Origin of the sequence: Telluria antibiotica (assembly GCF_011682055.1) — a bacterium.
Taxonomy (GTDB): Bacteria; Pseudomonadota; Gammaproteobacteria; order Burkholderiales; family Burkholderiaceae_D; genus Telluria; species Telluria antibiotica.
Genome location: NZ_JAAQOM010000025.1, coordinates 43,714 through 57,894 on the forward strand (window position 1 = coordinate 43,714; position 14,181 = coordinate 57,894).

The 14,181-nt window shown below is 67.4% G+C and carries 10 protein-coding genes and 1 pseudogene; 8 read left to right on the forward strand and 3 right to left on the reverse strand.

The window, feature by feature from the left end:
* Positions 1–179: 179 nt before the first annotated feature.
* The 8 genes from HAV22_RS28830 (at position 180) to HAV22_RS28865 (ending at position 9,765) form a co-directional block, all read left to right on the forward strand.
* Positions 180–2,594: a TonB-dependent receptor gene (locus HAV22_RS28830; RefSeq protein ID WP_166864628.1), complete on the forward strand. Its 2,415-nt coding sequence runs from the start codon at positions 180–182 to the stop codon at positions 2,592–2,594.
* The gene (locus HAV22_RS28835) at positions 2,594–3,736 is read left to right on the forward strand and encodes a glycerophosphodiester phosphodiesterase (RefSeq protein ID WP_166864630.1); all 1,143 of its coding nucleotides are present in this window, start codon (positions 2,594–2,596) and stop codon (positions 3,734–3,736) included. The genes HAV22_RS28830 and HAV22_RS28835 overlap by 1 nt, the downstream gene beginning before the upstream one ends.
* A gap of 30 nt (positions 3,737–3,766) precedes the next feature.
* Positions 3,767–4,399 carry an HAD hydrolase-like protein gene (locus HAV22_RS28840; protein WP_166864634.1) on the forward strand — a complete coding sequence of 211 codons (633 nt, stop codon included), beginning with the start codon at positions 3,767–3,769 and terminating at the stop codon, positions 4,397–4,399.
* A gap of 196 nt (positions 4,400–4,595) precedes the next feature.
* Positions 4,596–5,048, forward strand: a complete 453-nt coding sequence (locus HAV22_RS28845; protein ID WP_166864636.1) for a MarR family winged helix-turn-helix transcriptional regulator — start codon at positions 4,596–4,598, stop codon at positions 5,046–5,048.
* The gene (locus HAV22_RS28850) at positions 5,045–7,075 is read left to right on the forward strand and encodes an FUSC family protein (protein ID WP_166864639.1); all 2,031 of its coding nucleotides are present in this window, start codon (positions 5,045–5,047) and stop codon (positions 7,073–7,075) included. Before HAV22_RS28845 ends, HAV22_RS28850 begins: the two co-directional genes overlap by 4 nt.
* Before the next feature lie 11 nt (positions 7,076–7,086).
* Positions 7,087–7,293 (forward strand): DUF1656 domain-containing protein, encoded by a 207-nt coding sequence (locus tag HAV22_RS28855; RefSeq protein ID WP_166864642.1) that lies wholly within the window; start codon positions 7,087–7,089, stop codon positions 7,291–7,293.
* Between the two features lie 7 nt (positions 7,294–7,300).
* On the forward strand, positions 7,301–8,251 hold the full coding sequence (locus HAV22_RS28860; protein ID WP_229421490.1) for an efflux RND transporter periplasmic adaptor subunit: 951 nt from the start codon (positions 7,301–7,303) through the stop codon (positions 8,249–8,251).
* A complete protein-coding gene (locus HAV22_RS28865) occupies positions 8,248–9,765 on the forward strand; it encodes a TolC family protein (RefSeq protein WP_166864649.1) in 1,518 nt (505 codons plus the stop codon). Before HAV22_RS28860 ends, HAV22_RS28865 begins: the two co-directional genes overlap by 4 nt.
* A 291-nt stretch (positions 9,766–10,056) precedes the next feature.
* Here HAV22_RS28865 and HAV22_RS28870 read toward each other — a convergent pair whose 3' ends face one another.
* The 3 genes and pseudogenes from HAV22_RS28870 to HAV22_RS28880 form a co-directional block, all read right to left on the reverse strand.
* Entirely contained in the window at positions 10,057–12,276 is a 2,220-nt protein-coding gene (locus HAV22_RS28870; RefSeq protein ID WP_166864651.1) for a xanthine dehydrogenase family protein molybdopterin-binding subunit, read from the reverse strand.
* Positions 12,273–13,295 carry an FAD binding domain-containing protein gene (locus HAV22_RS28875; protein ID WP_166864655.1) on the reverse strand — a complete coding sequence of 341 codons (1,023 nt, stop codon included), beginning with the start codon at positions 13,293–13,295 and terminating at the stop codon, positions 12,273–12,275. The genes HAV22_RS28870 and HAV22_RS28875 overlap by 4 nt, the downstream gene beginning before the upstream one ends.
* Positions 13,296–13,305: 10 nt before the next feature.
* A pseudogene (locus HAV22_RS28880) lies at positions 13,306–13,824 on the reverse strand ((2Fe-2S)-binding protein); the annotation flags it as partial.
* Positions 13,825–14,181: the final 357 nt, after the last annotated feature.

Genomic DNA, 14,181 nt, shown 5'->3' on the forward strand with positions numbered 1-14,181 from the left:
CCCGAATCAGATTAGTTGAGGTAGACCGATGTGCAAGCGCAAAACAGTGTGCGCAACCGATCAGGCAGCTGTGCAAAAACGCGCCATCGTGCGTCATCAATCGGTCATGCAGCAGTCATCGCGCAGTCATGTCATAAAGTTAATCTGCCGACCACTTCAACCTTCCGGCAGCTCGACTGATGACCCCGACCCGTACCGCCCGCCTTGCCCCCTCCCTGATCGCCATTGCCGCCGCCACGCTGTGCGCGTCGCTGGCCCACGCGGCCCCGGCCGAAGACACCCCTGCAACCGCACCGGCCGATGCCGCGGCCACAGCACCCGGCATTCAGGACACCACGCCCCCCGGCGCCATCGCCACCGTCGAGATCTCGACGCGCAAGACGCGCTCGTCGGTCGCCCTGTCCGGCGCGGAAATGCAGAAGGTGCTGCCCGGTGTGAATCCACTGAAGGCGTTGCAGACGCTGCCCGGTGTCAGCTTCCAGACGGCCGACCCGTGGGGCAACAACGAACAAAACCTGTCGCTGTTCATCCATGGCTTCAACGGCCAGCAGCTGGGCTACACGATGGACGGCGTGCCGCTGGGCGACCAGCAATACGGCAACTACAACGGCCTCGCGCCGCAGCGTGCGCTCACCAGCGAGAACGTGAAGAGCGTCGTGCTGGCGACGGGCGCGGGCGACCTCGGCACGCCATCGACGAGCAACCTGGGTGGCACGATCGAGACGTATTCGCGCGATCCCTCCGCCAACCGCAATATCAACGTCCAGCAGACGCTGGGCAGCCACGGCACGACGCGCACCTTCGTCCGCTTCGATTCGGGCGACGTCGGCGGCGGCAACAGCGTTTACCTGTCCGGCCTGCACCACGAAGCGAAAGCGTGGGATTTCGATGGACGCCAGAGCAACGACCAGTTCAATGCGAAATTCGTGCACCAGGGCGATGCCGGCAAGCTGACGGTGTTCGTCGACTGGTCCGACAAGACGGAGCCGAACGAGGACTCCACCCTGCACAAGGCCGGCCTGGACTCGCCATACACGCGACCGTTCCTGTACCCGGACTTCGCCGCCGCCCTCGCCTACCTGGACAAGAACGGCGCGCCCCCGGCCTCCGTCGGCGCGAACTTCCGCAACTACTACAGCGACGCGCAGCGCACCGACAAGCTGGCGTACGCGAAGTACGAGGCCTACCTCGCCGACAGCGTGACGTGGACGAACCAGTACTACTTCCACCACAACGACGGCGTTGGCGTCGTCGCGGGTCCGATCAACCAGGCCGGCCTGCCCGGGCTGTTCGCGGTCTACTTCCCGAACCAGGACCTGAAATCCGTGTTCGGCAATTCGGGCTATGCCACGCGCACGACGGAGTACAAGATCAACCGCCAGGGCTGGCTGTCGAACGTGCGCTGGGATCTCGGCGCGCACCTCGTGCAGGGCGGTCTGTGGTTCGAGCACAACAACTCGGGCGCGTACCGCCGCTGGTACGCGCTCGACGTGAACAACCCGAGCACGCCGTACCAACGCCCGAGCAATCCCCTGATCACGCAGTACGGCAGCGACATCGACAACAAGGTCGTGCAGCTTTACCTGCAGGACGAGTGGAAGGTGAGCCCGGACTTCGCCGTGCAGGGCGGCTTCAAATCGAGCCTGCAGTTCGCCGACGGCCGCTTCCCCGTGAACGAGCTGCCGGCCGCGATCAGCAGCACGGCGACGGGCGGTCTGCCCGAAGGGAAGATCGATACGAAAAAATGGTTCCTGCCGCAGATCGGCGCGCGCTGGGACGTGTCGTCGTCCGACCAGCTGTTCGCCAACATCCAGAAGAACATGCGGCAGTACGTGACGTATGGCGGCGGCGGGAATTCGCCATGGAGCCTGTCGTCGCAGGCCGCGTTCGATTATTTCAAGGCGACCGCGAAGCCCGAGACGTCCGTCACCTATGAAGCGGGCCTGCGCGATTCGCGCAACCTCGACCTGGGCCCGCTCACCGCGTTCGACGGCCAGGTCGCGCTGTACCACGTGACCTTCCGCGACCGCCAGCTGGCCATCAGTTCGAATCCGATCATCACGTCGTTCGCGGGCGGCACGACGATCCTGTCGAACGTCGGCACCGTCAAGACGGATGGCGCCGACCTCGCGGGCACGTTCCACTTCGGCCGCGCGTTCTCGTTCTACGACGGCATCTCGTACAACCGCTCGACCTACGAAGACAGCTATTTGTCCGGCACGACGGTCGTGCCGACGGCCGGCAAGACCGTGCCGAACACGCCGAAGTGGATGAACAAGTTCGTCGCCACCGCCAAGTTCGGCGGCCCGGCCGACGTCGAGGCGCAGCTGATGGGAGACTACGTCGGCAGGCGCTACGCCACTTACACGAACGACCTCGACGTACCGGGCTACTTCCTGATGGGCCTGACCGTCTCGGGTAAAGTGCCGCTGTCGGCCACGTTCGCGAAACACCTGCGCTGGTCGCTCAGCGTGACGAATCTGCTGAATCGCGCTGGCCCGCTGCAGCCGGTCGTGGGCCAGGCGAGCGGCAGTTACGCCACCTACCCGATCCCGCCCCGCATGGGCTTCTTCACCCTGAAGGCCGATATCTGATGACGCATACGATCTTCCCGCCGCGCCGCCGCTTCCTGCAAGCCTCCGCCGCCGGCGCCGCGCTGGCAGCGCTGCCGCGCCTCGCATCGGCGCAGGCCGCGCGCCTGGACCCGCGCGCGAAGCCGACCCTGTACGCGCACCGCGGTGCCAGCGCCCTGCGGCCCGAACACACGCTCGGCTCGTATGCGAAAGCGATCGAGGACGGCGCCGACTTCGTCGAGCCGGACCTCGTCGCCACGAAGGACGGCGTCCTCGTCGCGCGCCACGAGAACGCGATCACGGAGACCACCGACGTCGCCACGCGGCGCGAATTCGCAGCGCGCAAGACGCGCAAGACCATCGACGGGGAAGTGCACGACGGCTGGTTCGTCTCCGACTTCACGTTCGCGGAATTGAAGACGCTGCGTGCCGTCGAACGCCTGCCAAGGATGCGCGGCACCGCGTACGACGGCCAGTTCCAGGTCGTGAGCTTCGACGAGATCATCGACTTCGTCGCGGCGGAAGCGGCGGCGCGCGGGCGCACGATCGGCCTCATTCCGGAACTGAAGCACTCGACCTGGTTCGCGCAGCAAGGCCTGCCGCTGGAAGACCGCTTCATCGCGACGTTGAAGGCGCACGAGTACACGCGGCGCGCGCCCGTCGTCGTGCAGTCGTTCGAAGTGGCCAACCTGAAGGCGCTGCGCAAGGCGGGCCTGGGCAGGCCGGCCAACGTCACGCTGGCCCAGCTGGTCATCGCAGGCGGTGCATACGACATGGAGCAGCCGGCCGACGTCGTCGCGAGCGGCGGCCGGCTGACGTATGGCGAGATGGTCACCGCACGCGGCCTGCGCGACGTCGCCGCCTACGCCGACATCGTCGCGCCGAACACGCGCGCCGTGATCCCGCTCGGGAAGGACGAGCGGCTGGCCGCGCCGACGGCGCTCGTCGCGGACGCGCACAAGGCCGGGCTGCAAGTCGTCGTGTGGACCTTCCGTCCGGAGAACGCCTTCCTCGCGGCCGACTTCCGCAACGACGCGGGACCGAACGCACGCAACGATGCGGGCTCTGTCGCGGAAATCCGGCGCTATCTCGAGACGGGCATCGACGGGCTGTTCTCGGACGACTCGGCGCTGGCACGCATCGCGATCGACGGCCGCCCATAGCGGCCAGGGTGCGGCGTGTAAGATGTGCGCATGACCTACCGCCTCGCGATGTTCGACTTCGACGGCACGCTCGCCGACTCGTTTCCGTTCTTCCTCAGCGTCTTCAACACCATCGCCGACCGCCACGCGTTCCGCCGTATCGACGTCGCGCGCGCCGGCGAGCTGCGCCACCTCGGCGTGCGCCAGATGATGGACCACGTCGGCCTGCCCGCGTGGAAGCTGCCGCTCGCGTCGAAGACGTTCATGGCGATGATGCAGGACAGTGCCCACGATATCCCCCTGTTCGACGGCATCGCCGACGCGCTGCGGCATCTGCACGGTTGCGGCGTGCAGCTCGCCGTCGTGTCGTCGAACTCGGAACATAACGTGCGCGCCGTGCTGGGACCGGAGCTGACGGCCCTCGTGGCGCGCTTCGACTGCGGCATGTCCGTCTTCGGCAAGGCGAGCCGCATCCGCGCCGTCCTGAAAGCCTGCGGCGCGGCGCCCGCGGAGGCGCTGTACGTCGGCGACCAGGCGACGGACGCCGAAGCGGCGCGCAAGGCCGGCGTCGCGTTCGGCGCCGTGCACTGGGGCTATGCGACCATCGAGGCCTTGCGCGCACACGCATGCGCGACGGAGTTCGTCACGCCGGTGGACCTGCGCCGGATTGCGCCGGCTGCGTAAAGCCGGCACGCTGCGTACGTCGCGCGTGGGCACGGGGTGCCCACCCTACATTGACAGCATCACATAGGGTGGGCGCCCCGCGCCGACGCCGATGCAACGTGAGCCCACGTGGTGCACCCGCGTTGCGGGAAAATACTTCGCATGCTAAACTTTCGCTTATCAACAGTGAACAACAAAAGTATTTACGCGAGACAACATGCGCCTTACCGACCAGACCCTGAGCAGTCTCACCGCCGCGCTGACCCACGCGTCGCGCGCCTACCGTGCCGCCGCCGACAAGGTCGCGTCCGACTTCGGCCTGTCGCAGGCGACGGGGCTGCCCGTGCTCGTCATCAGCCGCTTCGGCGACGCCGGCGTGCGCCCGGGCATCCTGGCCGAGACGTTGAGCCTGGAAGCGTCGTCGCTCGTGCGCATCGTCGACCACCTGATCGAATCGGGTCTCGTCGCGCGCCATGAAGACCCGCAGGACCGCCGCGCCAAGATCCTGCGCCTGACCGACGAAGGCCTCAAGACGGCCGCCCTGATGGACCAGGCGCTCACGCCGTTCCGCCGCAAGCTGTTCGGCGCGTTCGATCCGGCCGACGTCGAGGCGACCTTGCGCGTGCTGTCCGGCCTGCCCACGGCCATCGCGGCCGTCCAGGACGCATGAACACACCTACCCGGTCGGAGATCCTGTTCTCCGTCAAGTCATTCGCGGCAGCGATGCTCTCGGTCTATGTATCGATGCGCATCGGACTGCCGCGACCGTTCTGGGCGATGATGACCGCGTACATCTGCGCCGCGCCGTTCGCCGGACCGACCCGCTCCAAGGGCCTGTACCGGGCGGGCGGCACCGTCCTCGGCGCGATCGCCGTCACGTTCGTCGTCCCACGCCTGATCAATTCCCCCGAGTTGCTGTCGCTGGCGCTCGCGTTGTGGATCGGCGGCTGTCTCTACGTGTCGCTGCTCGACCGCACGCCGCGCTCGTACATGTTGATGCTGGGCGGCTACACGGCCGGCCTCGTCGCCTTCCCCGCCGTCAACGAGCCGGGCGCCATCTTCGACATCGCGCTCGCGCGCGTCGAGGAAATCCTGCTCGGCATCACGTGCGCCACGCTCGTGCACAGCCTCGTGCTGCCGCAGCCGTTCGGCCCGATGCTGCTGGCGCGCCTCGACAACGCCGTGCGCGACGCCTACCACTGGATCCGCGATGCGCTGAACCCCGCCGGCGATGCGCGCTCCGCGTCCGACCGCCGCAAGCTCGCGGGCGACATCACGGAGATGCGCCTGATGACGACGCACCTGCCGTTCGACACGTCGCACCTGCGCTGGACTGAGCAGGCCGTCAACGCGCTGCAGGAACGCCTGGCCGCGTTCGTGCCGATCGTCTCCGGCATCGAAGACCGCCTGGCCGCGCTGCGCGACCTCGGCGCCGCGGACGTGTCCGCCCGCTGGGATGCGCTGCTGAAGGACGTCGTCGCCCTCGTCGAGACGCCGAAGACTGTCGCGATCGACAACCAGGGCGCCGCTTTGCGCCAGCGCATCGAGGCGCTCGAACCGGCGGTCGACCGGGAACTCGACTGGACCGGGATGATCGAAGTAAACCTGGCCGCGCGCCTGCGCCGCCTGATCGAGATCTGCGTCGAGACGCGCACCTTGCGCCAACACATCGACGCCGGCGTGCACGGGAGCCTGCCCGATGCCGTGCGCCACCTGCCGGGCGTGCCCGTGAGCGCGCTCCACCAGGACCGTGGCATGGCGCTGCTGTCCGCCTTCGCGGCCGCGGTCGCGGTACTCGTGTGCTGCGCATTCTGGATCGTGACCGGCTGGCCGTCCGGCGCCGCCGCCCCGATGATGACGGCCGTGCTGTGCTGCTTCTTCTCCACGCAGGACGATCCGGTGCCGTTCATCAAAACCTTCATGTGGTACTCGATCTATGCAATCCCGCTGTCGGCCCTGTATTTGCTGGGCATCCTGCCGGCCGTGCACAACTTCGAAACGTTCATCCTCGCGTGCGCCCCCGTCTTCCTCGTGCTGGGCGTGTTCCTGGCGCGCCCCTCGACGTTCGGACGCGCGATGCCCTTCCTGTTCGCCATCTGCGGCACCTTGGCCATGATCGACACGCACAACGCCGACATGGTGTCGTTCGTGAACAGCACCTTGGCGCAGGTCGTCGGCTATGTCGTGGCCGCCGTCACGACGAGCGTGTTCCGTCGGGTCGGCGCCGGCTGGACTGCGCGTCGCCTGCTGAAAGCGGGCTGGCGCGAGCTGGCGCGCCTCGGCAGCGGCGAGCGCGTGCCGTCGCTGCCGGAATTCTCGGCGCGAATGGTCGACCGCGTCGGCATGCTGACGCCGCGCCTGGCGCTGGCCGGCAAAGACCAGGACCTGCAAGCCGTCGACGCGCTGCGCGACCTGCGCATCGGCTTGAACATGACCTTGCTGCAAAGCGTCCGCGCCCGGCTGGGCCGCGGCGACGCGGCCGTCAGCCCGCTGATGCGGCAGCTGTCGCGCCATTTCGCGTTGCGACCGGCGGTCGACGCCCACTGCGAACGCAGCCTGCTGGACACGCTCGACAACGCCCTGCGCGCCATCTGCGCCGGCGAGCGCGACGTCGCCCAGCGCGAGGCGTTGGCCGCGCTCACCGGCATGCGCCGCGACCTGTTTCCCAAGGCGGCGCCGTACGCGCCCGCACTCTGAAAGGCAATCCGATGATCGGCGAAGTCAGCATCTACGGCCTGTACGTGCCCCCGCTCCTGCTGCTCACCCTGGCGGCGCTGGTGGTATCGCGGCTCATCAACCTGGTCCTGGCGAAGACGGGCGTCTACCGCATCGTCTGGCACCCGGCCCTGTTCGATTTTTCCCTGTTCGTCATCGTGCTCGGCGCGCTGACGTATTACACACGCAACTGGTCTTGAGATGGCTATGAAAACTATTTTGTCGGCGATTGGCCGGGTAAGTCTCACGGCGGTGGTGACCGCGGGTGCGGCCTACGCGGGCTGGCAGCTTTGGCACCACTACGAAGTCGAACCGTGGACGCGCGACGGCCGCGTGAAAGCGTACGTCGTGCAGGTGGCGCCCGACGTGACGGGCCAGGTGACGAAGGTCCACGTGCACGACAACGAGCAGGTGAAGGCGGGCGAACCGCTGTTCGAGATCGACCGCGCCCGCTTCGAACTCGCGCTGCGCCAAGCGGAAGCCCAGGTGACGGCGGCCGAGGCAGCACTGGCCCAGGCGCAGCGTGAAAACAAGCGCAACACGCAGCTCGACGACCTCGTCTCGCAGGAAACGCGCGAACAGGGCCAGACGCGTACCGACCAGGCGCGCGCCGCGCTGGCGCAAGCGATCGTGAACCGCGACACGGCAAAGCTGAACCTCGAACGCACACGCGTCGTGTCGAGCGTGGACGGCATCGTGACGAACCTCGACCTGCGCGAAGGCGCATACGCCACGGCCGCGCATCCCGTGATGGCCGTCGTCGACAGCGGCTCGTTCTACGTCGAAGGCTATTTCGAAGAAACGAAGCTGCCCGGCATCCAGCTCGGCGACGCCGTCGACGTTACCCTGATGGGCACGCGCCAGCCGATCCACGGCCACGTCGAGAGTGTCGCCGAAGGCATCGCCGACCGCGACCGCAGCACGGGCGCCAACATGCTGCCGAACGTGAACCCGACCTTCAACTGGGTGCGCCTGGCCCAGCGCGTGCCCGTGCGCATCGCGCTCGACCCGGTGCCGGCCAACGTGCGGCTTGTGGCCGGGCAGACGGCGACCGTCAAGGTCTTGCCGGCCCATGCTGCGGCCGGCGCACCCGCCGCACCGGCGCGGGCCGCGACCGCATCCGACATCCGTCCCCACGCATCGACGCAACGATCATGACACCGTACCGTTCCACCGCCAGGACAGCATGCGCGCTGACGCTGATGGCAGCCACGCTGGCCGCCTGCACCACCGTCGGCCCCGACTACCACGTGCCGAAAGAGGCCGTGATCCGGCGCGACGCGGCCAACGCCCCGTTCATGGGCGCGGCCGAGACGCCGTTCAAGTCCGAACCGCTGCCGCCCGACTGGTGGCATCTGTACCAGGACCCGCTGCTCGACAAGCTGATCGCCAAGGCCTTCGCCAACAACACCGACCTGCGCATGGCCGCCGCCAACCTGCAGCGCGCGCACGGCGTGCTGGAAGAGGTCGAGGAAAAGAAACGCCCCGAAGTCGAAGCCAGCGTCGCCCCGCTGTACGGCCGCATCGCGGGCGCCCAACTGGGCATTCCCGAACAACTGCCCACCGACGGCTTGTACGACGGTGACATCAAGATCGGCTACACACTCGACCTGTGGGGCCGCATCCGCCGCGCCGTCGAAGCGTCGGAAGCGGACGTGGAAGCCGCACAAGCTGCCAGCGACCTGACCCACGTGATCGTCGCCGCCGACACGACCCGCGCCTATGCGGAAGCGTGTTCGGCGGGTTACCAGCTCAAGGTGGCACAGCAATCGGTGGACTTGCAGGCAAAATTTGCCAAGCTCACGGCCGAACGCGTCCTGCGCGGCCGCGGCATCGCCATCGATAATTCCCGTGCCCAAGCCCAGCTCGACCAACTGCGCGCGAACCTGCCGCCGCTGGAAGCCCGCCGTCGCACGGCACTGTACCGTCTTGCCGTTTTGACCGGTGAAGTGCCGAGCAAGTTCCCTGCCGAGGTTGCGCAATGCGCCACACCGCCGCGCGTCGCGTCAACGATTCCGGTCGGCGACGGCGCCGCCCTGCTGCGTCGCCGTCCGGACGTGCGCCAGGCCGAACGCCTGCTCGCGGGCGCGACCGCGCGCATCGGCGTGGCGACGGCCGAGCTGTACCCGAACATCACGTTGGGCGCATCGGTCGGCGCGGTCGGCATGATGAGCCAGTTCAACGATGCGAACACGTGGAAATTCAGCCTGGGCCCGCTGATCTCGTGGAACCTGCCGGCGACCAGTTCGGCCCGGTCCCACATCGCACAAGCGAAGGCCGGCACGGCCGGTGCGCTGGCCCGCTTCGACGGCGTCGTGCTGAACGCGCTGCGCGAAACGGAAAGCGCGCTGACGGTCTATGCTCGCGAGCTCGACCGCAACGCGGCGCTGCGCGCCGCCCGCGACCAGAGCGCACTGGCGTCGCGCCAGTCGGCCAAGCTGTACCAGTTCGGCCGCACGGACTTCCTGTCCCAGCTGGACGCGGAGCGCACGCTGGCGAGCGCCGAGAGCATGCTCGCCGCGTCGGATGCGCAGCTGGCGGCGGATCAGGTGCAGCTGTTCCTGGCGCTTGGGGGCGGGTGGGAGCATACGCGTGCGGCGCATGGGGGCGAGCATGCGGCGGTCAAGGAAGGCAAGGATGGGCACGTTGCGCTGGTGACGCACGGCGAGTAACTCTAAGTGGTGGTTACCGTGCCGCTGCATTGCGGTTGCACGGTGGACGACTCGTCATTGAGTCCCCTGGACTCGTCATTGAGTCCCCCGGACTCAATGACTCCACGCGTTCAAGCAATCTCCTTCGATATCAGGACCGTGCGATCCACCGTCGCGGATCACCGCGTGGGCGGCTGAGACCGCGCGGCTGCCCTACCGCCCGCGGCGTAGCCGTCCACCCTACGTTAGCGTTCAGCCGGCCGTCTTCGATGCCAGGACTGTTCGATCCGGTGCCGCCGTCCACCCGACCCGTCAAAGCAATTTATCGAGCGTAATGGGCAAGTCGCGCACCCGCTTTCCAGTCGCATGAAATACCGCGTTTGCAATCGCGGCGCCTACGCCCGTGATGCCGATCTCGCCGATGCCCTTGGCGCCCAGCGGGTTCACGTGCGGGTCGTCCTCGTCGACGATCTGCACGTCGATGGACTGGACGTCGGCATTCGTCGGCACGTGGTATTCGGCGAGGTTGCCGTTCACCGCGCGGCCTGCGCGCTTGTCGATTATCGTTTCTTCGAAGAGCGCCAGGCTGATGCCCCAGACGATGCCACCCATCAGCTGGCTGTAGCCCGTCTTTTCGTTCATCAGCTTGCCGACGCCGTAGACGCCGACCACGCGCGGCACGCGGATCTCGCCGAGGTCTTCGTCGACCGTCACTTCGACGAATACGGCACCGAACGCATGCATCGAATACTTCTGTTTCTCGTCGCCCGGCTCCGCCCTGGCCGTCACTTCCACCGGACCGCCATGGCGCGCGGCGATGGCCTGCATGCCCTCGCGCCGGGCCGGCTCGTCCAGCAGGTAGAGCTCGCCGCCATCCGACGTCGCGTCCACACCGACCTCGTCGGCCGTCGCGCCGAACAAAGGCGAGCGCTCGTCCGCCGCGGCGATGCCGAGCAGTTTCAGGCGCAGCGCCGTCCCCGCTGCCTGCACGGCCGGTGCCACGCTGGCCACCGTCATCGATCCGCCGGAGACGGGCGCCTCCGGCATCTGCGAATCACCCAACTCGAAGCGCACGCGGTCGACCGGCACGCAGAGCGCATCCGCCGCGACTTGCGTCATGACAGTATAGGTGCCTGTGCCGAGGTCTTGCGTCCCGGAGCGGAACAGCGCGGTGCCGTCCGGCAGCAGCGTCGCGGCGCATTCCGCCGGCATGCGGTTGGTCGGATAGCTGGCCGTCGCCATGCCCCAGCCGACCAGCTTGTTCCCCTGCCGCATCGAGCGCGGCTGCAGCTTGCGGTCGCGCCAGCCGAAGCGCTCGGCACCGATCTCGTAGCACTGGCGCAGCGATTTACTGGAGAACGGCAGGCCCTTGCCGGGGTCCCGTTCCGTGTAGTTTTTCATGCGCAGATCGAGCGGGTCCATATGCAGTTCGTAGGCGAGCTCGTCGATCGCGCAATCCTGGGCGTACGAACCCGTCGCTTCCCCGGGCGCGCGCATGAACGTGGGCGTGCCCAGGTGCATGCGCGCGAGCCGGTGCGACGTTTCCTGGTTCGGACTCTCGTACATCATGCGCGTGACGAGGCCGCATGGCTCGGTCCAGTCCTCGAACATCGACGTGTAGGCGATCGTATCGTGGGCGGACGCCGTCATGCGTCCATCAGGCAGCGCCGCCATGCGCATGCGCTGTTCCGTGTTGGGTCGGCAGCCAACCGGGCCGAACATCTGGCTGCGGTCCAGCGACAGTTTCACCGGACGCCCGACCTGCTTCGCCGCCATCGCCGCCAGCACGACGTGCGACCACGCGGAGCCTTTACAGCCGAAGCCGCCGCCCACATAAGGGCAGACCGCCGTGACGTTCTCCGGCGGGATGTCGAAGATGCTCGCGACGATGCGCTGCACGCCTTTCATGTATTGCGTCGAGTCGTGCAGGATGAGGCGGTCGCCCTGCCACTCGGCGATCGTCGCATGCGTCTCGAGCGGGTTGTGGTGCTCGATCGGGGTCGTGTACGTGACGTCGATCCGCGCGCTGCCGGACAGCAGGCCGGCGTGCAGGTCGCCGCGCTTCGTGTCGGTTTCTTCCGCCAACACCTTGTCCGGCGGGTGCACTGCCTGCTTCGCCTGCTCGAAGTCGAGCACGGCGGGCTCGCGTTCGTACTCGATGCGCAGCCGCGCGCCCGCCTCGCGCGCGCGCTCGTACGTGTCGGCCACGATGACGGCGACGGGCTGGTTGTTGTAATGGACCTCGTCTTCCTGCAGCAGGGTCAGCCGGCGGCCGACGGGTGGCTGAATCTTGCCGTGCTTCGTCTTTTGCGGCAGCCGGAAGGCGTTCTCGTGCGTCATTACGAGCAGCACGCCAGGGATCTCGCGCGCCGTGCTGTCGTCGATGGCGAGCACGCGGCCGCTGGGGATCGTGCTCGTCACGAGGACCGCATGAACGACGTTGGCGACCGGATGCTCGGCCGAGTAGCGCGCCGCGCCGCTGACTTTCGCCCAGGCGTCGACGCGATTGATGGGTGCGCCCGTGATGGTCATGCCATGTCTCCTGCAAAGCCGGTGGCGTAACCGTCGATGGCGACGCGCAGTGCGCGTGCGACCGCGCGCTGCGCCAGTTCGACCTTGAACGCATTGTGCGCATGCGGCTGCGCCCCGGCGACTGCGTCCGCGCCCACCCTGCCCAGCACGTCGTCGCTCAGTGCGTCCAGCGCGTGCCCGCGCAACCGTTGCTCCGCGCCGAGCGCGCGCCAGGGTTTATGGGCGACGCCGCCCAGCACGATGCGCAGGTCGCGGATGGTATCCCCGTCCAGGTCGACGGCGGCCGCCACCGACACGAGCGCAAACGCATAGCTGGCGCGGTCGCGTACTTTCAGGTAGTGCGCGTGCTGCGCGAACGGCGACGGCGGCAGTTCCACCGCCGTGATCAGTTCGCCGGGACGGATCACCGTGTCGTCCTGCGGCCGGTCCTCTGGGAGGCGATGGAAATCGGCGACCGGGACGTGCCGCTCGCCGTCCGGCCCGTGCAGGTGCACGATCGCGTCGAGCGCGACGAGGGCGACGCTCATGTCGGACGGATTGGTGGCGATGCAATGTGGACTCGCGCCCAGGATCGCGTGGATGCGGTTGTGGCCGTCGATGGCGTCGCAGCCGGAGCCCGGATCGCGCTTGTTACAGTGCGGGAAGGCCGGGTCGGTGAAGTAATAGCAGCGCGTGCGCTGCAGCAGGTTGCCGCCGACGGTGGCCATATTGCGCAGCTGGGTCGACGCACCGTTCAGCAATGCCTCCGACAGCAGGCGGTAGCGCTGGCGCACGAGCGGGTGGTTCGCGGCCGCCGTGTTGCTGGCCATGGCGCCGATGCGCAGGCCGCCGCCCGGCAACTCGTCGATGCCGGCCAGCGCAAGACGGCTCACGTCCACGAGGCGCACCGGCTTTTCGATGCCGCTCTTGTACAGGTCGAGCAGGTTCGTACCGCCGCCGATGAACTTGGCCCCCGGCTGGCGTGCCAGCTCGAGCGCATGGTTCACGTCGCGCGCCCGGTCGTAGAAGATCGATTGCATGCATGATCTCCTAGGCCTGGCGCAAGACCACGCTGTGGATGGCCTTGACGATGTTGGGATAGGCGCCGCAACGGCACAGGTTGCCGCTCATGCGTTCGCGGATCTCGTCTTCCGACAGCGCGCCCGGGGCCAGTTGCTCGCCGTCCGTCAGCATGCTGGCCTGCCTTGCCTTCACTTCGTCCAGCAAGGCCACCGCCGAACAGATCTGGCCCGGCGTGCAATAGCCGCACTGGAACCCGTCGCAATCCATGAACGCCTGCTGCATCGGGTGCGGCTGCCCTTCCTGGCCCAGGCCTTCGACGGTCGTGATGTCGCGACCGTCGTGCATGACCGCCAGCGTCAGGCAGGCATTGATGCGCTGGCCGTCCACGAGGACCGTACACGCGCCGCACTGGCCACGGTCGCACCCCTTCTTGGTGCCCGTGAGGCCCAGCACTTCGCGCAGCGCGTCCAGCAACGTCACGCGCGGCTCGATCATGAGCTCGTGTTCGGCGCCATTGATCCGCAAGGTAAGCGGTTGTGGCGGAGCATAGGACAGCGGCGCGTCCTGCGCACGCTGTTCCAATAGGCTTTGGTCGTCGTCTGGCATTGCTGTACTCGCTTCCGAAATGGCAGGCAACCGTCAGACCGGTCCCGGTTCGCACGGGTTCCTGCGCAGGCTGATAAGGAATGAGGTCGCTGTTCGATCCTTGATCCAGGCCAGCGGTGCGCAAGGCGCAGCGCAACCGGCGCGATCATGGGCGAATGCCGGTGCATCATCTCCGAAATCAAAAAATCGGGGAGCGCGTCAGAACAAATTCTTTAAAGAAATCAATTACTTAAAGAATTTTCTCGAACGAGAGGCCGGCATGCGCCGTTGCGGCCGGTGTTTGAAGGGCTCTATACT